Origin of the sequence: Nocardia sp. NPDC059177, from assembly GCF_042755165.1 — a bacterium.
Classification (GTDB): Bacteria; Actinomycetota; Actinomycetes; order Mycobacteriales; family Mycobacteriaceae; genus Nocardia.
This window is the reverse complement of sequence record NZ_JBHZBX010000009.1, coordinates 23,492-47,089: the sequence shown is the minus strand read 5'-3', so window position 1 is coordinate 47,089 and position 23,598 is coordinate 23,492. Positions and strand designations below refer to the sequence as shown.

The 23,598-nt window shown below is 67.6% G+C and carries 23 protein-coding genes and 4 tRNA genes; 20 read left to right on the top strand and 7 right to left on the bottom strand.

The window, feature by feature from the left end; all coding sequences use genetic code 11:
• Nucleotides 1-106 precede the first annotated feature (106 nt).
• A complete protein-coding gene (locus tag ACFXK0_RS13750) occupies nt 107-700 on the top strand; it encodes a TIGR03086 family metal-binding protein (protein WP_379410475.1) in 594 nt (197 codons plus the stop codon).
• Nucleotides 701-753: 53 nt separating this feature from the next.
• Nucleotides 754-1,506 (top strand): hypothetical protein, encoded by a 753-nt coding sequence (locus ACFXK0_RS13745; RefSeq protein ID WP_379410474.1) that lies wholly within the window; start codon nt 754-756, stop codon nt 1,504-1,506.
• 6 nt (nt 1,507-1,512) lie between these two features.
• On the opposite strand, the gene ACFXK0_RS13740 is transcribed toward ACFXK0_RS13745, so the two are convergent.
• Complete coding sequence (locus ACFXK0_RS13740; RefSeq protein ID WP_379410473.1) at nt 1,513-2,124, bottom strand: TetR/AcrR family transcriptional regulator; 612 nt, start codon at nt 2,122-2,124, stop codon at nt 1,513-1,515.
• 82 nt (nt 2,125-2,206) lie between these two features.
• Here ACFXK0_RS13740 and ACFXK0_RS13735 point away from each other — a divergent pair, with 82 nt between their 5' ends.
• Complete coding sequence (locus tag ACFXK0_RS13735) at nt 2,207-3,250, top strand: aldo/keto reductase (RefSeq protein ID WP_379410472.1); 1,044 nt, start codon at nt 2,207-2,209, stop codon at nt 3,248-3,250.
• A gap of 1 nt (nt 3,251) precedes the next feature.
• On the opposite strand, the gene ACFXK0_RS13730 is transcribed toward ACFXK0_RS13735, so the two are convergent.
• From ACFXK0_RS13730 to ACFXK0_RS13715, 4 genes are all read right to left on the bottom strand, one after another.
• Nucleotides 3,252-7,433 (bottom strand): molybdopterin-dependent oxidoreductase, encoded by a 4,182-nt coding sequence (locus ACFXK0_RS13730; protein ID WP_379410471.1) that lies wholly within the window; start codon nt 7,431-7,433, stop codon nt 3,252-3,254.
• Nucleotides 7,434-7,631: 198 nt separating this feature from the next.
• Nucleotides 7,632-8,345 carry a demethylmenaquinone methyltransferase gene (locus ACFXK0_RS13725; protein WP_379410470.1) on the bottom strand — a complete coding sequence of 238 codons (714 nt, stop codon included), beginning with the start codon at nt 8,343-8,345 and terminating at the stop codon, nt 7,632-7,634.
• 33 nt (nt 8,346-8,378) lie between these two features.
• On the bottom strand, nt 8,379-9,521 hold the full coding sequence (locus ACFXK0_RS13720) for a glycosyltransferase family 4 protein (protein ID WP_379410469.1): 1,143 nt from the start codon (nt 9,519-9,521) through the stop codon (nt 8,379-8,381).
• A 73-nt stretch (nt 9,522-9,594) separates the two neighbouring features.
• The gene (locus ACFXK0_RS13715) at nt 9,595-10,035 is read right to left on the bottom strand and encodes a DUF3592 domain-containing protein (protein ID WP_379410468.1); all 441 of its coding nucleotides are present in this window, start codon (nt 10,033-10,035) and stop codon (nt 9,595-9,597) included.
• Between the two features lie 40 nt (nt 10,036-10,075).
• On the opposite strand from ACFXK0_RS13715, the gene ACFXK0_RS13710 reads away from it, so the two are divergent.
• Nucleotides 10,076-10,591, top strand: coding sequence for a DUF2505 domain-containing protein (locus tag ACFXK0_RS13710; RefSeq protein ID WP_379410467.1), 516 nt, complete (start codon nt 10,076-10,078; stop codon nt 10,589-10,591).
• A gap of 98 nt (nt 10,592-10,689) precedes the next feature.
• Here the strand turns inward: ACFXK0_RS13710 and ACFXK0_RS13705 are convergent, their stop codons facing one another.
• On the bottom strand, nt 10,690-11,955 hold the full coding sequence (locus tag ACFXK0_RS13705) for a geranylgeranyl reductase family protein (protein ID WP_379410466.1): 1,266 nt from the start codon (nt 11,953-11,955) through the stop codon (nt 10,690-10,692).
• Between the two features lie 146 nt (nt 11,956-12,101).
• On the opposite strand from ACFXK0_RS13705, the gene ACFXK0_RS13700 reads away from it, so the two are divergent.
• Both ACFXK0_RS13700 and htpX read left to right on the top strand, forming a co-directional pair.
• Complete coding sequence (locus ACFXK0_RS13700; RefSeq protein ID WP_379410465.1) at nt 12,102-13,124, top strand: polyprenyl synthetase family protein; 1,023 nt, start codon at nt 12,102-12,104, stop codon at nt 13,122-13,124.
• A 173-nt stretch (nt 13,125-13,297) separates the two neighbouring features.
• On the top strand, nt 13,298-14,152 hold the full coding sequence (htpX, locus tag ACFXK0_RS13695; RefSeq protein ID WP_379410464.1) for a zinc metalloprotease HtpX: 855 nt from the start codon (nt 13,298-13,300) through the stop codon (nt 14,150-14,152).
• 15 nt (nt 14,153-14,167) lie between these two features.
• Here the strand turns inward: htpX and ACFXK0_RS13690 are convergent, their stop codons facing one another.
• A complete protein-coding gene (locus ACFXK0_RS13690) occupies nt 14,168-14,659 on the bottom strand; it encodes a YajQ family cyclic di-GMP-binding protein (protein WP_071930525.1) in 492 nt (163 codons plus the stop codon).
• 177 nt (nt 14,660-14,836) lie between these two features.
• On the opposite strand from ACFXK0_RS13690, the gene ACFXK0_RS13685 reads away from it, so the two are divergent.
• The 14 genes from ACFXK0_RS13685 to ACFXK0_RS13620 all read left to right on the top strand — a co-directional run bounded on the left by ACFXK0_RS13685 (nt 14,837) and on the right by ACFXK0_RS13620 (nt 23,205).
• Nucleotides 14,837-14,919: transfer RNA gene (locus ACFXK0_RS13685), tRNA-Tyr, on the top strand.
• A gap of 303 nt (nt 14,920-15,222) precedes the next feature.
• Nucleotides 15,223-15,295, top strand: a tRNA-Thr gene (locus tag ACFXK0_RS13680).
• 58 nt (nt 15,296-15,353) lie between these two features.
• Nucleotides 15,354-15,429, top strand: a tRNA-Met gene (locus tag ACFXK0_RS13675).
• A gap of 36 nt (nt 15,430-15,465) precedes the next feature.
• On the top strand, nt 15,466-15,636 hold the full coding sequence (gene rpmG, locus ACFXK0_RS13670) for a 50S ribosomal protein L33 (protein WP_019049401.1): 171 nt from the start codon (nt 15,466-15,468) through the stop codon (nt 15,634-15,636).
• 120 nt (nt 15,637-15,756) lie between these two features.
• Nucleotides 15,757-16,824 carry a fused (3R)-hydroxyacyl-ACP dehydratase subunits HadA/HadB gene (locus ACFXK0_RS13665; RefSeq protein WP_379410687.1) on the top strand — a complete coding sequence of 356 codons (1,068 nt, stop codon included), beginning with the start codon at nt 15,757-15,759 and terminating at the stop codon, nt 16,822-16,824.
• A gap of 215 nt (nt 16,825-17,039) precedes the next feature.
• Nucleotides 17,040-17,112: transfer RNA gene (locus tag ACFXK0_RS13660), tRNA-Trp, on the top strand.
• Nucleotides 17,113-17,143: 31 nt separating this feature from the next.
• The gene (secE, locus tag ACFXK0_RS13655) at nt 17,144-17,524 is read left to right on the top strand and encodes a preprotein translocase subunit SecE (RefSeq protein ID WP_379410463.1); all 381 of its coding nucleotides are present in this window, start codon (nt 17,144-17,146) and stop codon (nt 17,522-17,524) included.
• A gap of 104 nt (nt 17,525-17,628) precedes the next feature.
• Nucleotides 17,629-18,429, top strand: a complete 801-nt coding sequence (gene nusG / locus ACFXK0_RS13650; protein ID WP_379410685.1) for a transcription termination/antitermination protein NusG — start codon at nt 17,629-17,631, stop codon at nt 18,427-18,429.
• A 238-nt stretch (nt 18,430-18,667) separates the two neighbouring features.
• Nucleotides 18,668-19,102 (top strand): 50S ribosomal protein L11, encoded by a 435-nt coding sequence (gene rplK / locus ACFXK0_RS13645; RefSeq protein WP_071930521.1) that lies wholly within the window; start codon nt 18,668-18,670, stop codon nt 19,100-19,102.
• Nucleotides 19,103-19,258: 156 nt separating this feature from the next.
• A complete protein-coding gene (rplA, locus tag ACFXK0_RS13640) occupies nt 19,259-19,972 on the top strand; it encodes a 50S ribosomal protein L1 (protein ID WP_379410462.1) in 714 nt (237 codons plus the stop codon).
• Nucleotides 19,973-20,085: 113 nt separating this feature from the next.
• Entirely contained in the window at nt 20,086-20,628 is a 543-nt protein-coding gene (locus tag ACFXK0_RS13635) for an NADPH-dependent FMN reductase (protein ID WP_379410461.1), read from the top strand.
• Nucleotides 20,629-20,912: 284 nt separating this feature from the next.
• Entirely contained in the window at nt 20,913-21,443 is a 531-nt protein-coding gene (gene rplJ, locus ACFXK0_RS13630; RefSeq protein ID WP_379410460.1) for a 50S ribosomal protein L10, read from the top strand.
• A 60-nt stretch (nt 21,444-21,503) separates the two neighbouring features.
• Complete coding sequence (gene rplL / locus ACFXK0_RS13625; protein ID WP_379410459.1) at nt 21,504-21,890, top strand: 50S ribosomal protein L7/L12; 387 nt, start codon at nt 21,504-21,506, stop codon at nt 21,888-21,890.
• Between the two features lie 232 nt (nt 21,891-22,122).
• Nucleotides 22,123-23,205 carry an ABC transporter ATP-binding protein gene (locus tag ACFXK0_RS13620; protein WP_379410458.1) on the top strand — a complete coding sequence of 361 codons (1,083 nt, stop codon included), beginning with the start codon at nt 22,123-22,125 and terminating at the stop codon, nt 23,203-23,205.
• The last annotated feature ends 393 nt before the right edge of the window (nt 23,206-23,598 follow it).

Here is a 23,598-nt window from a genome sequence, read left to right as displayed (position 1 = left end):
CAGCCTGCGCCGATCGGGCCCACTCGGCAACCCGCGCCTACGATGAATTCCGGGTGTTCGCCTCGTCTGTACCAGTGTCGCCACCGCCCTCGACCGAGGAGTCCGCATGGATCCGCAGTTCGATCTCACCGCCGCCGCCCGATCCCTCGCCGCCGTCGTCGACGGCATCGCCGACAACCAGCTCGATGCCGCGACGCCGTGCGGCGACACCACCGTGCGCGGGCTGCTCGCGCACGTCGTCGGCCTCACCGAGGCCTTCCGGCAGGCCGCGACCAAGGAAGCCGTCGGGCACAGCGCCACGCCCAGCCTCGACGCCCCGCTGCCCGCGGACTGGCGGACCCGCATTCCCGCCCAGCTCGACGCGCTGACCAGCGCCTGGAGTGACCCGGCGGCCTGGGACGGAGACACCGAGGCAGGTGGTGTCGTGATGCCCGCGATGATCATGGCCACCGTCGCGCTCGACGAGCTGGTCATCCACGGCTGGGATCTCGCGGTTGCGACCGGGCAGTCACTGGCAGTCGACAACAGTGATCTGGCGGTCCTGGCGGAGTTCCTGCGGGAGACCGATCCCGAGGGCACGCCCGGTCTGTTCGGCCCGGTGGTCGCGGTCGGCGCGGACGCGCCCGCGCTGGAACGGCTGCTCGGGCTCACCGGCCGCGACCCCGGCTGGCACGCTGCCGGAATCGCCGCCGACCGCTGAATTTGGTACGGTCCGAGGCACATTCGACGGTGTGACCGGGGGGTTTTCTTGTGGTGCAAGTTGTTCTGCTGCTGATGGCGCTGTCCGGGATCTTCTCCTGGATGGCTTTCGACAACGGCAGTGTGCTCGTCGGGTCGATCTTCGCGCTGCTGATCATCGCTCCCTTCCTGGCGATCGTCGTGGCCATGGTGCGCAAGCGGTCCGGGCGCACCGGGCCGATGTTCGGCAAGTACTCGAAGGCGGTCGGCGCGATCTCGGTGATCGTCGTGCTCGGCGCGGTCGGGTACGCGGTGTACTGGTCGTTCTGGACTCCGAAGGAACACAAGGGGCCGGTGGCCGATATCAGCGCGATGGAAGACGCCTGCCATGACATGGGTGGCAAGTTCTATCCCACGGCGGCCGAATTCGGCGGGCCGGCACCGCATCCGGTTATCGCCTTCGTGGAGGACTCGGTCGGCTACTCCGATGCCGAGATCGGCGGTTACGACGGTCCGCGGGAATGGGGCGGCCGCGACCTGGAACCCGCCGATGTACAGCTCATCGCCTGCCTCGAGGAACCCGACGACGGCGATTTCCTGACCGACTGCCAGTTCACCTCCAGCAGCCTGCCGCTCTACCAGGGGCGCTACGAGGTCACCCTGCGCGAAGCCGCGACCGGGCGTGCTGTCGTCACCACGGAGATCCTGGGCAAAGCGTCGCCGGACTGCCCGTCCTCAGTACTCACCAAGGGCGACAACCCGAAGATCCACACCGAGCCCGATCTGGCCGAATATCAGCGTGTGCTCGGCGAATACGTCGAGAACTGAGCTCGCTCAGCCGACGAAGGCACCCGCGGCGGCGGCGATCGCGGCAACGCGGGCCGCGCGGTCGGCGGTCGCCTCGTCGATCGGGTCGCCGCTGGCGAGTAATCGGTAGTACAGCGGGGCCGATACCGCCGAGACCACCGCCCGCGCGTCGGTGCCCGGTGGTGCTTCGCCACGGGCGACCGCGGCGTCGACGCATGGCGCCCATTCGGTGAGCCGGGTGTCGTAAAAGGTGTGCAGGGCGGTTGCGGTGGCATCGTCGCAGGTGGCGGCCGCGATGACGGCGCGGAACAGATTGCCCTGGCGCGGATCGGCGAGCGTGCGCGCGACCAGCCGGGCATTGACGGTCAGGTCCTCGAGCAGGTCGCCGGTGTCGGCCCGGGGAAGCGACTGCTCGGCCATCTCGACCAGCAGATCGGCGACCAGACCCGCCGGGGTGCGCCAGCGGCGGTAGACCGTGGTCTTGCCGACTCCCGCCGTGGCCGCGACCTCCGCCAGATCCAGGTGCGCGAAGCCACGTTCGGCGAGCAGATCACCGGCGACCTGCAGCACCGACTCGCGGACCCGGGCGGTGCGTCCACCAGGGCGAACCGAGCCGGGCCAGGCAATGTCGTGGTTCATAACGGGACTCCTGTTCCATTTGTCGGCGATCGGGTGTACCGTCGATCGTGTTAACGGAACTATAGACCCTTTAGGAGCTCTCATGGAATACCGTCGGCTCGGCGCATCCGGCCTTCTCGTTCCGGCGCTCGGCTTCGGCGCAGGCACCTTCGGCGGCCGCGGCGCACTGTTCAGCGCCTGGGGCGATACCGACGCTGCCCAGGCCAGGCGGCTGGTCGACATCAGTGTGGAGGCCGGCGTCACCCTGTTCGACACCGCCGACGTCTACTCCGAGGGCGCCTCGGAGGAAGTCCTCGGCGCGGCGATCAAGGGCCGTCGCGACCAGGTGCTGCTGTCGACGAAATCGGCTCTGCCCACCGGTCCCGGCCCGTACGAGGCGGGCGCGAGCCGGGCCAGGCTGATCCGCGCGGTCGACGCCTCACTGCGCCGCCTCGGCACCGACTACCTCGACCTGTTCCAGCTGCACGCCTACGACGCGGGCACCCCGCTCGCCGAAACCCTCACGGCGTTGGACGATCTCGTTCGCGCCGGCAAGATCCGCTATCTCGGCGTCTCCAATTTCGCCGGCTGGGAGTTGATGAAGACACTGGCCACCGCCGAGGCGCTCGGGCTGGAAAAGCCGGTGGCACACCAGGTCTACTACTCCCTCGTCGGTCGCGACTACGAATGGGAACTCATGCCGCTCGGCGTCGACCAGGGCGTCGGCGCGGTGGTCTGGAGCCCGCTCGGCTGGGGCAGGCTCACCGGCAAAATCCGTCGCGGTCAGCCGCTTCCAGCGGGCAGCAGGCTGCACGAGACAGCCCAGGCAGGCCCGCCGGTGGACGACGAACACCTCTACACCGTGGTCGACGTCCTCGACGGCATCGCCGCCGACACCGGCCGCAGCGTCCCCCAGATCGCCCTGAACTGGCTGCTCACCCGCCCCACGGTCGCCACCGTCTTGATCGGCGCCCGCAACGAGGAGCAGTTACGCCAGAACCTCGACGCCGTCGGCTGGGAGCTCGACCCGCAACACCGGGCCGCCCTCGACGCGGCGAGCGCCACCACACCGCCGTACCCCTACTACCCCTACCACCGGCTCCCCGACTTCGCCCGGCTGAATCCGCCCGCGGTCCAGGCGGCCTGAATCAGTAGACGTCGCGGACGTAGCGCTTCTCCGCGACCAGCTGCTTCTTGAAGGCCAGGGCGCCTGCCTCGTCCAGCTTGCCGTGGATCTGGGCGATCCGCAGGAGGGTGTCGTCGACGTCCTTGGCCATGCGGGCGGCGTCACCGCAGACGTAGAAGTGGGCGCCGTCGCGCAGCCAGGACCACAGCTCCGCGCCGTGCTCGATCATCCGGTGCTGCACATAGATCCGCTCGCGCTGGTCGCGGGAGAAAGCGAGGTCGAGGCGGGTGAGGAAGCCCGAGCGGAACATGTCTTCGAGTTCGGTGCGGTAGTAGAAGTTCTGGGCGGCGTGCTGGTCGCCGAAGAACAGCCAGTTGCGACCGGTCGCGCCGAGGGCTCTGCGCTGGTGCAGGAATCCACGGAACGGGGCGATGCCGGTGCCAGGGCCCACCATGATCATCGGCGCGTTCGGGTCCAGCGGCGGGCGGAAGTGCGGTGCGCGCTGCAGGAAGATCGGTACCTCGGCGCCGGCTCGGTCGGCCAGGAAGGTGGAGCACACCCCGCCACGGCGTGCCGCGTCACCGACCGGGTCGCCGTAGCGCACCACGCCGACAGTCAGCTGTACCTCATCCGGGGTGGTCAGTGGGCTGGAGGAGATCGAATACTGGCGGGGCTGGAGCTTTTTCAGGGTGCTGAGCCAGTCGACCAGGTCGGTGCGGACGGGGAAGTCGCGCAGCACGTCGACGGCCTGGCGGTCCCACAGGTAGTTGGCGAGTTCGTTGCGGTTGTCGCGGCGCAGCAGCTTGGCCAGTTGCGGGTGCGGATTGCGGTCGGCGATGAAACCGAGCAGATCCTGGCTCACCTTGGTGATGTCGAAGTGGGTGCGCAGTGCCTCGGCCAGGGTGAGTTCGCGGTCGTCGAGCTCCAGCACGCGGCGGCCGTCCAAGCCGGTGGCGGCCAGCCATTCCTCGGCCAGCCCGGAACCGTTGGCGGGGAGTACACCCAGTGAGTCGCCCACCTCGTAGCCGGCGTCGAGATCGTGCAGGTCGAAACCGAAGCGGCGCACCTCCTTCGGTGAGCCGGGGGCGCTGAGGATCTCATTGCGCATCAGTGTCGCGCGGACCGGAGACTGACGGGTGAACGGGGCGGGAGCGGCGCGTTGGGTGCGCGCCGGGGCGAGGGGGCGCTCGAGCACGATCGCGCCGCCGCGTCCGCTGGTCCTCGAATCCTGGTGCGGGGCAGGACCGCTCGTGCCGATGTTCGGGGCATCCGCGCCGCCGGTGGGATCGGTACCGGGGGTGGGCGCGCCGGGCGGGGTGAGCGCGGCGATCACCTCGTCGAGCCACTGATCGGCGGCGTCGGCGAAATCGGGTTCGCTGTCCACCCGGGCCAGCAGTCGCTTCGCGCCGCGCGAGGCGAACAGATTGTCCAGCTTGCGGCCGTGGCCGCAGAAATCGTCGTAGGAGGAGTCACCCAGTGCGAACACCGCGTAGCGGACATCGGTGAGCCGGACGATGCTGTCCTCGAGCCGGGTCCAGAAGTCGGCGCCGTTGTCGGGCGGGCCGCCGTCACCGAAAGTGCTGGTCACCACCAGGATGGCGCCGGTGAGTGCGGTCAGCTCACAGGAGTCCATGTCGAGCAGCGCGGGCAGGAACCCGGCCTCGGTCAGCCGCGCCGCGACCGTGGCGGCCAGTTCCTCGGCGTTACCGGTCTGCGAGGCCCACAGCACGGTGACGGGCTCGGCCGCCGGGCCGGCGGCAATGGTCTCCACGGTGTCGCCGGTGGTGCGCGAGTACATCCCGGCCAGCAGTCCGTCCACCCAGAGACGCGACTGTGTCGACAGCGGCGCGCTCGCGGGCAGCACGGGCTGTCCGGTCACCGGAAGTGATTGCAGGGCGGCGAGATAGCCGCCGAGGTAGATGCGTTCGGTCTCGCTGAGGATCGGCGCGGTGCCCGCATCGAGGCCGAGCACGCCGGCCAGCGGATGCGCGAGCGGCTGGGCGGGGGCCTGCTCGGGTTCGGCCGCCGGGCCGACCCGGCGCAGCGCCACCGCGCACGCCTTGAACTCCGGCTGCAACGAAGCCGGATCGACCGCGTCGTTGGTGACGGCATTGATAGTCAGATATTCACCCTGTTCATCGTTCCAATGGAAAGGAGCAAAACAATCACCGGGACGAACGCGATCACTGATCCGCACCGGCAGTACCGCCCGGCCGCGGCGCGAGGCGACTTCGAGCTGGTCGCCGGCGCGCAGGTCGAGGCGCTGCGCGTCGGCCGGGTGCACTTCGACGAACGGCGCGCCGGTCAGCTTGGTCAGCTTGTCGACCTTCCCGGTCTTGGTCATCGTGTGCCACTGATGTTGCAGGCGGCCGGTATTGAGCAGGAAGGGGTAGTCGTCGTCGGGCAGTTCGGCCGCGGGCAGGTGCGGGCGCGCGAAGAAGACCGCGCGCCGGCTCAGCGTCGCGAACGCCAGCGCCGGGGCACTGCCGTCGGCATCGACGTGCAGCGGCTGGTGGATGCCGTCGTTGCGGTAGCGGATCGGATTGCGCGGCGACTCGCTGTCGTTGCACGGCCACTGCATCGCTCCCTCGCGCAGCCGCTCGTAGCTCATGCCGCTCAGGTCGTAGCCGGTGGCGGGGTTGGTGAACTGCCGCAGCTCGGCGAACACCTCGGCACTGGAGGTGAAGGCGAACCCGGGAAAGCCCATGGCCGTGGCGACCTGGGCGATCAGCAGCCAGTCCGGGCGCGCGTCGCCGATCGGATCGACCGACTGCTGCAGCAGGGTCACATTGCGCTCCGAATTCACCATCACCGCATCGCTTTCCGCCCACAAGGTGGCGGGCAGCAGCAGATCGGCGTAGGCGTTGGTCGCCGTCTCGGTATAGGCGTCCTGCACCACCACCAGTTCGGCGGCCTCCAGTCCGGCGATGACGGTCTTGCGATTGGCCACGGTGGCCACCGGATTGGTGCCGATGATCCAGGCGGCCTTGATCGCACCGTCGGCCAGTCCGCGGAACATGTCGATCGTGCCGGGCCCCGCTTCGGTCCGCAGGGTGCCGGCGGGCAGCTCCCACGCGGTCTCGACGAAGGTGCGGTCGGTGGGGGAGAGGAGGCTGCGCTGGCCGGGCAGACCGGGACCCATGTAGCCCATTTCACGTCCGCCCATGGCATTCGGCTGCCCGGTGAGCGAGAACGGCCCACTGCCGGGCCGGCAGATCGCCCCGGTCGCCAGATGCAGGTTGATCAGCGCGTTGGTGTTCCAGGTGCCGTGGGTGGACTGGTTGAGCCCCATCGTCCACAGCGACATCCATTCGCCTGCCTCGGCGATCATCGTGGCCGCGGTGCGGATATCGGCCTCGGCGAGTCCGGTGAGTTCCGCGACGCGGGTGGGCGGATAGCCGGCGAGGAACTCGGGCATCGCGTCCCAGCCCTCGGTGTGCGCGGCGATGAATTCGGTGTCGATCGCGCCGTCGGCCACCAGCAGGTGCAGCAGCCCGTTGAGCAGCGCCAGGTCGGTGCCCGGCGCGATCTGCAGGTAGAGGTCCGCGCGGACCGCGGTATCGGTGCGGCGCGGGTCGACCACGATCAGCTTGGCGCCCGCCTTGAGCCGGTCGGCCATGCGCAGGTAGAGGATCGGATGGCAGTCGGCCATATTGGCGCCGCTGACGAAGAACAGGTCGGCGTGCTCGAAATCCTCGTAGGACCCGGGCGGCCCGTCGGCGCCGAGCGACTGCTTGTAGCCGGTGCCCGCGCTGGCCATGCACAGCCGAGAGTTGGCCTCGATGTGCTTGGTCCGCAGGTAGCCCTTGGCCAGTTTGGTGGCCAGGTACTGCGCTTCCAGCGACATCTGACCGGAGACATAGAGGGCGATCGCGTCGGGTCCGTGCTCGTCGAGGACGGCGCGCAGGCGGGTGGCGGTCTCGTGCACGGCCTCGTCGACGGGCAGCGGCACGGGGACCTGCCCGCGCTCGGGACGGTGGTAGGCGGTGTCCATCCGGCCAGGAGCGGCCATCATCTCGGCGTGGGTGGCGCCCTTGGTGCACAGCCGGCCCGCGTTGGCCGGATGCAGCTTGTCGCCGCTGACTTTCGCGATCAACCGTGCACCCGACTGATCAGTCTTGGTTTGGACGGTGATGCCGCAGCCGACACCACAATACGAACACTGTGTGCGCACAGTGTCCGCACCGCGGATGTCAGCTGTCATGGTTCGATCATCCGCATCTGTCGTTGCGCTCGATTTACCGAACGTTATGTCCAGATGACAATCGACCTCACCCGTCAGAATTTTCGCTGTGAGGATTGTGCGGGAATATCGCCGCTGATCAGGGGATGTTCTGCCGGGTCGGCAGCGCCGCGACGGGAGCCGGAGGTGACCGGTTTCACCCCGGCCCCGCGACGGGGATCACGCCATTTTGTAGCCACGATGCAGTGCGACCACACCGCCGGTGAGGTCACGCCACTGCACCGAGTCCCAGCCGGCGTCGGAGATCCGGCGGGCCAGCCTGCGCTGGTTGGGCCAGGCCCGGATCGACTCGGCCAGGTACACGTACGCGTCCGGATTGGAGCTGACCGCCCGTGCCACCCGCGGCAGCGCCTTCATCAGGTACTCCATGTAGACGGTGCGGAACGGCCCGAACACCGGCGTGGAGAACTCGCACACCACCACCCGGCCGCCGGGCTTGGTCACCCGCAGCATCTCGCGCAGCGCCACATCGATATCGGCCACATTGCGCAGGCCGAAGGAGATGGTCACCGCGTCGAAGGAATTGTCGGCGAAGGGCAGCGCCATCGCGTCCCCGGCGACCATCGGGACCTGCCGGAACCGGCCTGCGCCGAGCATGCCCTGGGAGAAGTCCGCGGCCACACACCAGGCACCCGACTTGCCGAGCTCCACCGTCGACACCCCGGTGCCCGCGGCCAGATCGAGGACCCGCTCGCCGGGACGCAGTCCGAGCGCACGCCGCGTCGCCCACCGCCAGTATCGGTCCTGGCCCGCGGAGATGACCGTGTTGGTGAGGTCGTAGCGCTTCGCCACACCGTCGAACATCGACGCGACCTCGTGAGGTTGCTTGTCCAGCGAAGCCCGAACCGGTTCCCGCTGCTCTGTTGTCGCCACGAATCGAGCTTATCCGTCGCCCGCCGGGTGCTACTAGGCCGAGCGCGGCAAGCGTTCCCGCGATCCGGTCACATCCGCGTAGTGCCCGAGCAACTCGGTGCAGATCGCGGGCCAGGTGCGGTGCAGCACGGATTTGCGCGCCGCCGCCGCGAACCGCGCGCGCTGATCGGCCGCCCGCAGCGCCGACACCGCGCTGGGCAGCAGCTCGGTGAACCGGTCGACCGGCAGCAGATAGCCGTTGCGGCAGTGCGCGATCAGATCACGCGGTCCGCCAGCGTCCGGCCCGATCACCGGCACCCCCGACGACAACGCCTCCTGCACGCCCTGGCAGAACGTTTCGTGCTCGCCCGGATGCACCATCACGTCCAGGCTCGCGTAGTGCGTGGCCAGTTCGCTGCCGCCCAGCTCACCGGTGAACACCGCGGTCGGCAGCAGCTTGCCCAGCCGTGCCCGCTCCGGTCCACCGCCCACCACGACCAGCTGGATCGACGGGTCATCGGCGAGTACCGCCAGCCGTTCGACGTGCTTCTCCGGCGCGAGCCTGCCGACGAACCCGACCACCAGCCGATCGCTGTCACCCAGCCAGCTCGCCCGCAGCTCGGCGCTGCGCGCGGCCGGGGCGAACCGGTCGATGTCCACGCCGCGTCCCCACCGGTGCACCCGCGGGATGCCGTGGTCGGCCAGGTCCTGCGCGGCCGCCGAAGATGGCGCCAGCGTGCGGGTGGACCCCTCGTGGATGCGTCGCGTCCAGGCCCAGGCCGCGCGCGCGGCCAGCCCGAGCCCGTAACTCTTGGCGAACCCGGCCACATCGGTCTGATAGACCGCGATCGACGGCAGGTCCAGCCGGGTCGCCGCCGCCAGTCCGCCCGCGCCGAGCAGGAACGGCGAGGCCAGGTGCACCACGTCCGGGTCGAAGGCGGCGATGGCCGCGGTGATCCCCGGTTGCGGCAGCCCGACCGGCAGCGAACTCACTTTGGGCACCATCATCGCCGGTACCCGGTGCACCGGGTACCGGCCGTGGAAACGCGGGGCGGGTGGCACCCCACGCAGGGTGTCCGGCGCGACGATCATCGCGTCGTGCCCGTGCTCGTCCAGATGATCCAGCACCCGCAGCACGGAGTTGACGACGCCGTTCATGTTCGGCAGAAAAGACTCCGCCACGATGGCTACGCGCACAATTCCAGCGTGACCGCCGGACCGCGCGAGCCGCCCACGCCGACGTGAAGCCGCGGCGAACAGCGGGGGAAAGTTACCCCTCGGCGCGCTTGCGCCGCACCAGCCACAGCACGGGCAGCGCCAGCGCCCACACCACCACGATCACCGAGGCCGCCGGGATGATCGCCACCCGCGCGTCGCGCCCCGCGACGCGCACCAGGTCGGGATCCCGCGTGCTGTATTCGACATTGATCCGCTGGCCGGCCGTCAGATTGGTCGGATAGAGGATGCCGACCTTCGGATTGTGGGTCACGCTGTCGGGCGTCACGTACATCACCGCCGACCGCAGCCGCCCCGCCGAGAGCACCTCCCCGGAGGTGACGCCGCGGTGCTGCTCGATCTCGTAGTCGTTGCGCCAGGCGGCCAGCACCAGCAGCACCATGAGCACGCTGATCACCGTCGCGGCGCCGAGCACCCCGGCCCGCACCCGTCGCAGGCGTACGTTCCGCCTATCCGACTGGCTGGTTTCCGACACCCGGCCAGCGTAACCGTCTGCTGCACTAGCGTGTGCGGGCATGTCCCGAAAATTCAGCTTCACCGTGCCCTACGCAGTCCCGGTCGAAGATCTTCACCGGGCACTCGTCGACGACGCGGTCTGGCAGCAGCGTTTCGCTGCCGCCGAGACCGCGACCCTGGAACTATCCCATCCCGACGGACCGGGTTCCATCCGCATCCAGATGACCGAAACGCCAGGTCAGGACAAGGTTCCCGGCCTGGTCCGCAAGGTACTCAAAAGCGATCTGGTGCTCGTGCGCACCGACCATTGGCAGCCGCTGCAGGGCGAGGTCGCCAAGGGCAGTTTCACCGGTCACACCGGCGGCATCAACACCGAGATGTCGGGCACCTACGAACTGCGCCCGACCGCCGAGGGCGCCGAGATCGAGGTCGTCGGCACGGTGACCGTCAAGGTCCCGCTGGTCGGTGGCGCCATCGAGCCGCTGGCCGAGCAACTGCATCAGCGGGTGCTCAACAGCGAGCGCAAGTTCATCGAAGCCTGGTGCTGTGCCGCCTCTCCGGGTACTCAGGCCTGATTGAGGTGCGGGGCGACTGAGCAGGCGGCAAGCTCTTGGGGGTGGCGGGGTCAGCCCGTCCCCCATGAGTTACCCATGTTCTTGCGTGCTGCTGTTGCTCAGGTGAAGGGGGGGAGATTGTCGGTGCGGAGCGAAGTTCGGCCTGCCGTCCGCCAGAGGCGGGCGGTGAGGTCGAGGTCCTCGTCGGTGACCAGGTTGCCCATCACCCGAACGGCGGTGCGCTGCAGATATTTCGAGCGCATCACCGGCGGACCGCCCAGCGGCACCATCTTCGGGTGGGTCGCCAGCCCGGCGATGCGGCGCGCCACCGAGAAGGTGCGCCCGTAGCGCTCGCGCAGCAGCTGCGGCCATACCCCGCGCAGATCGGGTTCGTCGAGCAGGCCCGAGAGCATGTGCCCGCCCTCGAGGCCGTAATCGATGCCCTCGCCGTTGAGCGGATTCACGCAGCCCGCCGCGTCACCGACCAGTGCCCAGTTCGGTCCGGCCACCCCGGACACCGCCCCGCCCATCGGCAGCAGTGCCGAGGCCACCGCCCGCAATTCGCCCTCGAGCTGCCATTCCTCGCGACGCAGCCGGGTGTAGTGCTCGATCAGCGGCTTGAGCGCGATATGGGACGGCCGGGCCTCGGTCGCCAGCGAGCCGACACCGATATTCACCTCGCCGTTGCCCAGCGGGAAGATCCAGCCGTAGCCGGGGACCAGTTCGTCGGCGGCATTGCGCAGTTCCAGATGCGAGGAGATCCACTGGTCGTCGCTGCGGCCGGACTTGATGTAGGCGCGGGCCGCGGTGCCGTAGGCGAACCGGCGATGCCAGGTGCGGCCCAGTTGCTTGCCGATGGGGGAGCGCACGCCGTCGGCCACCACCAGGGTGCGGCAGCGCACGGTGTGCGTGGTCGCGCCGAGGCGCACCGTCACCCCGGTGACCCGTTCGCCCTCGCGCAGCACCTCGGTGACCTTGGCGCCGTCGACCATCCGCGCGCCCGACTTGATCGCGGTCTCGCGCAGCTTGTCGTCGAGTTCGGTTCGGGGAACGGCACTCCCGTATGTCGGGAACGAACCGCCCGGCCAGGGCAGCAGGGCCTCGCGACCGAATCCGGCCATCCGCAGACCGTGGTTCACCGTGTGCGCGCGCACCCATTCGCCCAGACCCAGATGTTCGAGCTCGGCGGTCGCACGCGGCGTCAGCCCGTCGCCACAGGTCTTGTCGCGCGGGAAAACCGCCGAATCGAGCAGCAGCACATCCCGTCCGGCCCGGGCGGCCCACGCGGCCGAGGCCGAGCCCGCCGGCCCGGCGCCGATCACCAGTACCTCGACGGTGGCGGGCAGGGGAGCACGGTCGGCGGGGGTGAGATCCGGTGAACCCATGGCTCAATACTGGCACCCGCGGCCGCTGTGCGAGAGTGTCGGGTACACCGGGAAGAGTCAGTGTGTGACGGTGTTCATCGGCGTGGACCCCGGAACACGCTAGGTTGCTACCCGTCGGGGTCGCCACGCATCACTGGGAGAAGATAATGAGCACATCGGCTGTGAGCGACGAGAGCACCGTGGTGGCCGGGGTCGATCTCGTCGATCCCGACCTCGCGGCCACGGTACGCGACGGCCTGGCCGCGGTCGAGAAGCTGCTCGTCGACGAACTCTCCGACGGCGAGGATTTCCTCCAGGAAGCCGCCTTGCATCTGGCGCGCGCGGGCGGCAAGCGGTTCCGGCCGTTGTTCACCGTGCTCACCGGCCAGCTCGGCCCCAATCCGACCGATCCGGCGCTGGTCACCGCGGGCACCGTCGTGGAACTGGTCCACCTGGCGACGCTGTACCACGACGACGTCATGGACGAGGCCCCGCAGCGGCGCGGCGCGGTGAGTGTGAACGCGCGCTGGGGCAACAGCATCGCGATCCTGGCCGGCGACTACCTGTTCGCCCACGCCTCCCGGCTGACCTCCACGCTGGGCCCCGACGCGGTCCGCATCATCGCCGAGACCTTCGCCGAACTGGTCACCGGCCAGATGCGGGAAACCATGGGCGCCAAGAAGTCCCAGGACCCGGTCGAGCACTACCTGCGCGTGGTCTGGGAGAAGACCGGCTCGCTCATCGCCGCCGCGGGCCGCTTCGGTGGCACCTTCTCCGGCGCGGACACCGAGCACGTCGAGCGGCTGGCCCGCCTCGGTGACGCCGTCGGCACCGCCTTCCAGATCTCCGACGACATCATCGACATCTCGTCCTCGGCCGAGCAGTCCGGCAAGACCCCGGGCACCGATCTGCGCGAAGGCGTGCACACACTGCCGGTGCTCTACGCCCTGCGCGAGTCCGGCGCCGACGGCGACCGCCTGCGCACCCTGCTGGCGCGCCCCCTGGAAACCGACGCCGAGGTCGAAGAGGCGCTGGAACTGCTGCGCCGCTCGCCCGGCATGGCCCAGGCCAAGGAGAAGCTGCAGAAATACGCCGACCTCGCCGACACCGAACTCGCCGCCCTCCCCGCGGGCCCGGCCAACGACGCCCTCACCCGCCTGGTCCGCTACACCATCGAACGAGTCGGCTGACCAGGAACCAACTCCACTCCGCGAACGTTGAGCTGTCGCGGAGCAACGACAGATTGCGCGCGAACATGGGTAACTCGCCGGGTACGCCCGAAAATGATCACGCACTCGACCGCAGGCCCGGCAACTGAACAACCAAGTGCCCGACGACCGGCAAGAGGCGCGGGGAGGCGGAAATGATCAAGACGTTCGGCTTGATGGTCGGGATGTCGGCGTTGATCGTCGCCATCGGGGCGATGTTCCGCAGTCCGACGATCCTGATCGTCTCGATCGTGCTGGCCGTCGGCATGAACGCCTATGCCTACTTCAACAGCGACAAGCTGGCGTTGAAGGCGATGCACGCGCAACCGGTGAGCGAACTGGAAGCCCCGGTCATGTACCGGATCGTGCGCGAGCTCGCGACCACGGCCCGCCAGCCGATGCCGCGGCTCTACATCAGCCCGACCAACGCGCCCAACGCGTTCGCGACCGGCCGCAACCCGCGTCACGCGGCGGTCTGCTGTACCAGCGGCATCCTGCAGCTGCTCGACGAGCGGGAGCTGCGCGCGGTGCTCGGCCACGAGCTGTCGCACGTCTACAACCGCGACATACTGATCTCGTCGGTGGCGGGCGCGATGGCTTCGGTCATCACCGGCCTGGCCAATATGGCGCTGTTCGCCGGGTCCTTCGGCGGCCGGGGCGGGCAGGGCCCGAACATCATCGGGGTGCTGCTGGTATCGCTGCTCGGCCCGATCGCCGCCGGCCTGATCAAGATGGCCGTGTCGCGGTCGCGGGAGTACCAGGCCGACCAGTCCGGCGCCGAACTCACCGGCGACCCGCTGGCGCTGGCCTCGGCCCTGCGCAAGATCGAGCGCGGCGTCCAGGTGGCCCCCCTGCCGCCGGACCCCAAACTCACCAGCGAATCGCACCTGATGATCGCCAACCCGTTCCGCGCCGGCGACCGCATCGCCCGCTGGTACTCCACCCACCCCCCGATGGAAGAACGCATCAAGCGCCTGGAAGAAATGGCAGGCGGCACCCATCGCTACTGATGCCGCCCACCGTCACTACCGGTAGTTCACGAACTGTAGGGCGATGCCGAAGTCTTCGCCCTTGAGCAGCGAGATGACCGCCTGCAGGTCGTCGCGCTTCTTGCTGCTGACCCGCAGCTCCTCGCCCTGGATCTGCGCCTTCACGCCCTTGGGGCCCTCGTCGCGGATCTTCTTGCTGATCTTCTTGGCCTTCTCGGTGTCGATGCCCTGCACCAGCGTGCCGGTGATCTTGAACACCTTGCCCGAGGGCTGTGCCTCGCCCGCGTCGAACGCCTTGAGCGAGATGTCGCGGCGGATGAGCTTCTCCTTGAAGACCTCGAGCGCGGCCTTCACCCGCTCCTCGGCATTGGCGGTCAGCACGATGGCCTCCTCGCCGGACCACGCGATCGACGCGTCGGTGCCCTTGAAGTCGTAGCGGGAGTTCAGCTCCTTCTCCGCCTGGTGCAGCGCATTGTCGACCTCCTGCCGATCGACCTTGCTCACCACGTCGAATGACGAATCAGCCACACTGCGCTCCTGTCCCTGAAGGTCCGGCAAACTCCGGGGCCGGAGGTCTACCGGCCACCGAGACAGTTGTACCCGCACGGGTGGTCTGCCCGCGCTCGCAGGGGTCCTGTGCAGGCGGTTTGCATTGCTGGGGTGGGTTCGTTGTAAGCTGCTCAGCGCACCGGAAACGGCGCACAAGGCAGATTGCCCGAGCGGCCAATGGGAGCAGACTGTAAATCTGTCGGTGAAAGCCTACGTAGGTTCGAATCCTACATCTGCCACATCGGACCCCGTCGATCCATGAGATCGGCGGGGTTCTGCTGTTCCGCCTCCCCGCGACTTTGGGCCAGACTCAGGTGCGTGACCCGTTTTCGACGCGGCAAGCTTGATCGAGGTGCTGAGTCGGCCCGTACCCGGTGAGTTACCCATGTGCTTGCGCAATCGGTGGTCTGGTTGGCGCAAAAAGGTGCTCTAACCTGGCGATTTGGCGGTGAACGGGGAGAGTGTGTAATCTCTTTCAGGACGCCGGAGCACGGGGTCAGCCTGATCGGTTCGCCGACCAAGACTCTGTGCCACGTAGTCATGCCCCCTTAGCTCAGTCGGCAGAGCGTTTCCATGGTAAGGAAAAGGTCAACGGTTCGATTCCGTTAGGGGGCTCGCCGGATTGCCGGTGGTGACCGACTTTCCCGCCGGCCCACCGTAAAAGGTCCGCCGTGGCGGTGTAGCTCAGTCGGTAGAGCAAACGACTCATAATCGTTGTGTCGCCGGTTCAAGTCCGGCCATCGCTACCAATAACGACTCAGCCCAGACCGGAAAGAAGGCATATCGTGGCCGCGAAGTCCACCGATGTCCGGCCAAAGATCACCTTGGCCTGCGAAGAGTGCAAGCACCGCAACTACATCACCAAGAAGAACCGGCGTAACGACCCGGATCGTCTCGAGCTGAAGAAGTTCTGCCCGAACTGCGGAACCCACCGGGCGCACCGCGAATCGCGCTGATTCAGCACCCAAGATCACTGAAGCCGAAGGCCGGACGAAAGTCCGGCCTTCGGCTTTTTCTGTTCCACCCCCGTGGTCGAATGGCGATGTTTACGGGTGAGTAAGGTCGATTCTGTGACACTGCACACCGGAACTGACGAAGCGGCTGCTGCCGCAGCCGCCGCACCGTTCGATCCCGCCGCGCACGCGACGTCGATGGTCGGCCACCACTACCGTGTCGACGACTTCTACGAAGTCGGCCGCGAGAAGGTGCGCGAATACGCCCGCGCCGTGCAGGACTACCACCCGGTGCACTGGGAGGAAGACGTCGCGCGCGAGTACGGCCACGATGGTCTGCTCGCTCCGCTCACCTTCATCTCCCTGGTCGGCATCCTCGCCCAGCGCAAGTTGTTCGAGCAGATCGTCACCGGTTACGACCTGAGCCAGATCATGCAGACCGACCAGATCCTGGAATTCCACCGCCCGATCCGGGTCGGCGACCAGTTGACCTGTGATGTGTATCTGCATTCGTTCCGGCAGGCTTTCGGCGGCGACATCATCGTCACCAAGAACATCGTCACCGCCCAGGACGACGAACTGGTGCTCACCACCTACACCACCCTGATCGGCCGCAGCGGCGGCGACATCGATCCGCGGATGTCGGACGCGGTCCGCAACGTGCTCATGCACGGCCTCGGCGACGACGAGCCCGCTCACTACGCGCCTGCCGACGTCCCGATCGCCCCCGATCCGGTGACCAGGATGCCCGCGCCGACCGTCAGCACGCACACGCCGGCGTTCGAGAGCGTGTCCGCCGGTGACGAGCTGCCCGCCCGGACCGTGCGCCTGACCCGCGGCGACCTGGTGAACTACGCCGGCGTCTCCGGTGACGCCAATCCGATCCACTGGAGCGACGAGATCGTCGAGCTGGTCGGCCTGGACAACGTGGTCGCGCACGGCATGCTCACGATGGGTCTGGGCGGCGGCTTCCTCACCTCGTGGCTGGGCGATCCCGGCGCGGTGAAGGAGTACAGCGTCCGCTTCACCAGCCCGGTGTACGTCGGCGCGGACTCCCCGGCCGAGGTGGAATTCACCGGTAAGGTGAAATCGGTGGATCCGGAAACCCGCACCGCGGTCGTCGCCATCACGGCGAAGTCGGCGGGCAAGAAGATCTTCGGGCGCGCCACGGCAACCGTGCAGCTGTCCTGACCTGGACGACTGCCCCGGATTGGCGAATACCGCTAGCGGTAACGTACACTCGGAGCTCTGGGGTCACCGGCTGCTGCGCGCTGATCTTCCCGGGGAGCTGGCTCCCCTCGAAGGCGGCGCGCATGTTGTGTGACACCAGAGCTCGATAAATGAATATCGACATGTGGTTGGACACCACGGCTGAGTACTTGACAAATAACAGCCGGTCCAACCGAAGGGGCGTAGCTCAATTGGCAGAGCAGCGGTCTCCAAAACCGCAGGTTGCAGGTTCAAGTCCTGTCGCCCCTGCCCTGAATGCCAGCGACGAGGAAGGATCGACGTGACGGACGAGCGGGATACTCGCGCCGAAGACGGCGACGACACCGCCGCTGCCACTCGGCCGAGCGGCAAGCGGACAGCTCGCCGTGCGCGCACGTCGGATGCTCCGGCAGACACCGGTTCGGTGGCCACGCTCGATCGGCCCTCGGCCGCGCGCAAGGCAGACAAGTCCGCTGGCAAGGCCAAGTCGGGCAATCCGTTCAAGCGGCTGATCAAGTTCCTGCGAGAGGTCATCGCGGAACTGCGCAAGGTGATCTGGCCCAACCGGAAGCAGATGGCTACCTATACGGCCGTCGTTCTGGTGTTCGTGGTCTTCATGGTCGCGTTCATCGCCGGGATCGACGCGGCGTTCATCAAGGGCATCGACTGGCTGTTCGGCTGATCGCCGACACCGGTAGCCGATCCCGGGTGGAACGGCGGAGTGCGTTCTCCGCACCCCGACCCGGCCAGAGGATGTACGTGACGACACAGGAAGCGAGTGCCTCAGTGAGCACCCCGGAGAACGAAACCAACGACGAGTTCCCGGTTGACGACGCTGTCGCGGCGGAGACCGCCACCGACGACGTCGAGGCCGCCACCGAGGTCGCCGACGTGGCCGAGGAGGCCGTCGTCGAGGAAGTCGCCACCGAGGAAGACCCCGAAGCCGACCCGGTCGAGTCGATGAAGGCCAAGCTGCGCCGCGTTCCCGGCGACTGGTACGTCGTGCACTCCTACGCCGGCTACGAGAACAAGGTCAAGACCAACCTCGAGACCCGCGTGCAGAACCTCGGCCTCGAGGACTACATCTTCCAGGTCGAGGTCCCGACCGAAGAGGTCACCGAGATCAAGAACGGCCAGCGCAAGCACGTCAACCGCAAGGTGCTGCCCGGCTACATCCTGGTCCGGATGGAACTGAACAACGAGTCGTGGGGTGCGGTCCGCAACACCCCCGGTGTCACCGGTTTCGTCGGCATGACCGGCGGTGGCCCCGGCGCCAAGCCGACCCCGCTGACCATCAACGAGGTCGTGAAGTTCCTGGTCCCGGCCGGTGCGCAGCAGAAGAAGGCGGCCGCGGCGGCGACCTCGTCGACCGGTGCCGAGTCCACCGGCGAGGTGTCGGCCAAGCCGATCATCGAGGTCGACTTCGAGGTCGGCGAGTCGGTGACCGTGATGGACGGCCCGTTCGCGACGCTGCCAGCCAGCATCAGCGAGGTCAACGCCGAGCAGCAGAAGCTCAAGGTGCTCGTCTCGATCTTCGGTCGTGAGACCCCGGTCGAGCTGAACTTCACCCAGGTTTCCAAGATCTAGCTCGAACCCGCTTCGCAACGGCACCGCCTCGGCGGTGCCGTTGTCGTTGATCGACCCTCCCGGCTGCGGCGTGCGCGCCGCGGTTCGGTAGAGTGTGACAGTTCGTGTGCAGACCCGCTCCAGGCGTTTTCCGCCCGGTGTGACGGTCGTGCGCGAATGCCGGGCTTGGACCCGGCGTGGGAGCGATCCCGCAACAGGCTTACGGCAACCGTAAGGAACCGAAACCCAAGGAAGAAAGATGCCCCCCAAGAAGAAGAAGCTCGCCGGGATCATCAAGCTGCAGATCCAGGCCGGTGCCGCGAACCCGGCTCCTCCGGTCGGCCCCGCGCTCGGTCAGCACGGCGTCAACATCATGGAGTTCTGCAAGGCGTACAACGCCGCGACCGAGTCGCAGCGTGGCAACGTCATCCCGGTCGAGATCTCGGTGTACGAGGACCGGACGTTCGACTTCAAGCTGAAGACCCCGCCCGCCGCCAAGCTGCTGCTCAAGGCCGCCGGTGTGCAGAAGGGCTCGGCCGAGCCGCACAAGACCAAGGTCGCCAAGGTCACCATGGACCAGGTCCGGGAGATCGCCAAGACCAAGGCCGAGGATCTCAACGCCACTGATATCGATCAGGCCGCGAAGATCATCGCCGGTACCGCCCGTTCGATGGGTATCACCGTCGAAGGCTGAGCGTCAGCGCCGGAGGCGGTAGCGCAGCGTGACCACGCAGGCGCAGCGAAGCCTTCGAATCAGGCGCTGTGGGCTGAGCGAACTCTCGCTCCATGTGGGAGGGCCGGCCAGGCCCGGAAACCACATCTGACACCAGAACATTAAGGACAGAAAATCATGGCAAAGCGAAGCAAGGCGTATCTCGCCGCTGCTGAGAAGGTCGATCGCGACAAGCTGTACTCCCCGCTGAGCGCCGCGCGCCTGGCGAAGGAGACCGCCACCACCAAGACCGACGCGACCGTCGAGGTCGCCGTTCGTCTCGGCGTCGATCCCCGTAAGGCCGACCAGATGGTCCGCGGCACCGTCAACCTGCCGCACGGCACCGGTAAGACCGCCCGCGTCATCGTGTTCGCCGCCGGCGAGAAGGCCGCCGAGGCCGAGGCCGCCGGTGCCGACGCCGTGGGCGCCGAGGACCTGATCGAGCGGATCCAGGGCGGCTGGCTGGACTTCGACGCCGCGATCGCCACCCCGGACCAGATGGCCAAGGTCGGCCGCATCGCGCGTGTCCTGGGCCCGCGTGGTCTGATGCCGAACCCGAAGACGGGCACCGTCACCAACGATGTGACGAAGGCCGTCAACGACATCAAGGGCGGCAAGATCAACTTCCGCGTCGACAAGCAGGCCAACCTGCACTTCGTCATCGGCAAGGCCTCGTTCGACGACGCCAAGCTGGTGGAGAACTACGGCGCCGCGCTCGACGAGATCCTGCGGGTGAAGCCGTCGACCGCCAAGGGCCGCTACGTCAAGAAGATCACGGTTTCGACCAACACCGGACCGGGCATCCCGGTGGACCCGAACCGCACCCGCAACCTCCTCGAAGAGGATGCGTGAGCTTCTCCTGACAGGTAGCACCTGATCGACCACGAGGGTGGGAACGCACTGCGTTCCCACCCTTCGCGGTTTCCGGGGGATTTTTCGCCCGGCCCCGCCGGTTGTGGACGGGTGTGAACAGGATTCTGCTGATCTCCGGAAGCACCAGGGACGGATCGACCAACACCGCGGCGCTACGCACCGTGGCCGCGTTCGCGCCCGCCGACGTCCGCGCGGACCTCTACGACGGCCTGCGTGAGCTCCCCGCGTTCGTTCCCGGCGAGGACCCCGACGACTATCCCGCGGTGGCCGCGTTGCGCGCCGAGCTGGCGGCCGCCGACGCGGTCCTGTTCTGCACGCCCGAATACGCGGGCACCCTGCCGGGCAGCATGAAGAACCTGCTGGACTGGACTGTCGGGACGGGGGATCTCTACGGCAAGCCCATCGCCTGGCTGACCGTGGCGGTACCCGGTCGTGGCGAGGGCGCGGTGGCCACCCTGTCGACGGTGCTCGGCTATGTCGGCGCCGAGGTGGTCGAACGGGCGTGTGCGCGATTGCCGGTGCTCGGTGCCGAGGTGGACGCCGACGGTCTGGTGGGCGATCCGGAGTTCCGGGCGCGAGCGAGCGCGGTGCTCGCGGCGCTGAGCGACCATCTCGCCGCCCGACTCGAGGCGTGAGGGACCCGTTTTGGCAGAGGGGGGTGGGTGCCGGTACAGTGGACTCCGGTCGTCGACCTGTTCGATGACTACCCATTCGTTCTACCGAAGACCGTTGGTCGTCGATGTCGCTCGCGCGGTGTCGATCGAAGGTCCGGCGACATTGCCGGCGGCCCACGCAGGGAGAGCTGAGGCCGATCTTCTTTCGCGCCCCGGTACGCCTTGCGTCCGGGGCGTTCGTTTTGTCGCCGGCCCCTGATTCGGTAGTGCGCGTTCACGAACCGACATCAGAGAGGAGGCGAAGTATGGCGAAGCCTGAAAAGGTCACCGCTGTCGCGGAGATCGCGGAGCAGTTCAAGAACTCCACGGCCACTGTTGTCACGGAATACCGTGGTCTTTCGGTCGGCAAGCTCACCGAGCTGCGTCGCGCGCTCGGCGCCGAGGCCACGTACTCCGTCGCCAAGAACACCCTGGTCAAGCTCGCGGCCGCGGAAGCGGGCGTCGAGGGCCTGGACGACTTGTTCGTCGGACCGACCGCCATCACCTTCATCCAGGGTGAGCCGGTCAATGCCGCGAAGGCGCTCAAGACCTTCGCCAAGGAGAACAAGGCGCTCGTCATCAAGGGCGGCTACATGGACGGCGCTGCGCTGTCCGTGTCCGAGGTCGAGAAGATCGCCGATCTCGAGACCCGCGAGGTCCTGCTGGCCAAGCTGGCCGGTGCGATGAAGGGCAACATGTCCAAGGCTGCCGGGCTGTTCTCGGCTCCGGCCGGTCAGGTGGCCCGTCTGGCCGCCGCGCTGGCGGACAAGAAGCAGGCCGAAGGCGCTGCCGAGTAATACCCCCGTGTGGGTGTTACCGCCCGCGCACCAAGACATTCACCATCGAAAGGAAACATCATGGCCAAGCTGTCCACCGAAGAGCTGCTCGACATCTTCTCGGAGATGACCCTCCTGGAGCTGTCCTCCTTCGTGAAGGCGTTCGAGGAGAAGTTCGAGGTCACCGCTGCCGCGCCGGTCGCCGTTGCCGCCGCTGCCGCCCCGGGTGCCGCCGCTGACGCCGCCGAGGAGCAGGACGAGTTCGACGTCGTTCTCGAGAGCGCCGGCGACAAGAAGATCCAGGTCATCAAGGTGGTCCGTGAGATCGTCTCGGGCCTGGGCCTGAAGGAAGCCAAGGACCTGGTCGAGGGCGCCCCGAAGCCGATCCTGGAGAAGGTCGCCAAGGATGCCGCCGAGGCCGCCAAGGCGAAGCTGGAAGAGGCCGGCGCCAAGGTTGCCGTCAAGTAATTCCGGCATCAGTGCTGCGTGAGCGGGCGGTCCGGAAACGGGCCGCCCGTTCGCTTTTTCTCCGGACATGCGAAAGTGATACGTACCGGACAAACCGGTTGGGGTTACTCTTCAGTCATGTAGGGGTGTGCCCCGTCTCACTGATGGGTTACAGTGACCGGACCCACAGTGTCGTGACGCACCGCCGTGATGTGAGCGCGCGGTCAGCGGGGTGGGGTGCTCGCAGGGAACAATGGAGGTTGGCGTGGGCGTCGAGGTCAGGACCGAGGGTGTTACCAAATCCTTCGGTTCACAGCGAATTTGGCAGGACGTGTCGATCACGCTCCCTTCGGGTGAGGTGAGCGCGCTGCTCGGCCCCTCGGGTACGGGTAAGTCGGTGTTCCTGAAGTCGCTCATCGGTCTGCTGCGGCCCGAGCGCGGGTCCATCTTCATCGATGGCACCGATATCACCACCTGCTCCAACAAGGAGCTCTATGAGATCCGCAAGCTGTTCGGCGTGCTCTTCCAGGACGGTGCGCTGTTCGGCTCGATGAACATCTACGACAACACGGCTTTCCCGCTTCGTGAGCACACGAAGAAGTCGGAGACCGAGATCCGGCACATCGTCATGGAGAAGCTCGAGCTGACGGGTCTGCTCGGTGCCGAGAACAAGCTCCCCGGCGAGATCTCCGGCGGTATGCGCAAGCGTGCCGGCCTGGCCCGCGCGCTGGTGCTCGACCCGCAGATCATCCTCGTCGACGAGCCCGACTCCGGTCTGGATCCGGTGCGTACCTCGTACATCGCGCAGCTTCTGTTGAACATTAATGCGCAGATCGACGCCACGATTCTGATCGTGACGCACAACATCAACCTTGCCCGTACCGTGCCCGACAACATCGGCATGATGTTCCGTCGCCAGCTGGTCATGTTCGGCCCCCGTGAGGTGCTGCTCACCAGCGATGAGCCGGTGGTCAAGCAGTTCCTCAACGGTCGCATGGTCGGGCCGATCGGTATGTCCGAGGAGAAGGACGAGGCGCAGATGGCGCGCGAGCAGGCGCTCGCCGACGCCGGTCACCACCACGGTGGCGCCGAGGAGATCGAGGGCATCATCCCGCAGATGAAGGCCGAGCCGGGCATGCCGGTGCGCCAGGCGGTCTTCCGTCGCCAGGCCCGCGTGCGCGAGATCATGCACACCCTGCCGCACGCGGCCCAGGTGGCGATCCGCGAGTCGCTCGACCAGTCCGAGGACACCCAGGTGATGGCGGCCTACGGCGGCAGCGATCAGCCCACCGAGGTCTTCGGCAAGGCGATTCCGCAGGGCCACGACAACGTCTGAGCCCTGTTCGACGCTGTACCGAGCCCCGGCCGCCCTGGCCGGGGCTCGCTGCGTTCCCGGGCCGGAAACGCGGCGCTGAGCGGCGGATCTGCGAGTTGCCGCACTCGGCGTGTCGCGGGTAAAATGACCGCCGCTGTGGCCGGGGGATGCGCAGCGCGCCAGGCGATCTCACTTCCCGGACAGACCGTGTCGCGGCACTTGACGAGGCGAGCGCGAACCGTCACCCTATTCACAACGGCGTCAGCTGTTGTGGGGCCCCAGCGCCCGGAATGTCCAACGCGGCCAGCGTTGACGGACATCGGCGCGTTTGCCGTGCGAGTGGTCACTCGGATGGTATGTTGACACCCCCTTGTGTAGGGGTGTAAGTTTGGACGTTGCGCTGGCTGCCTCCTG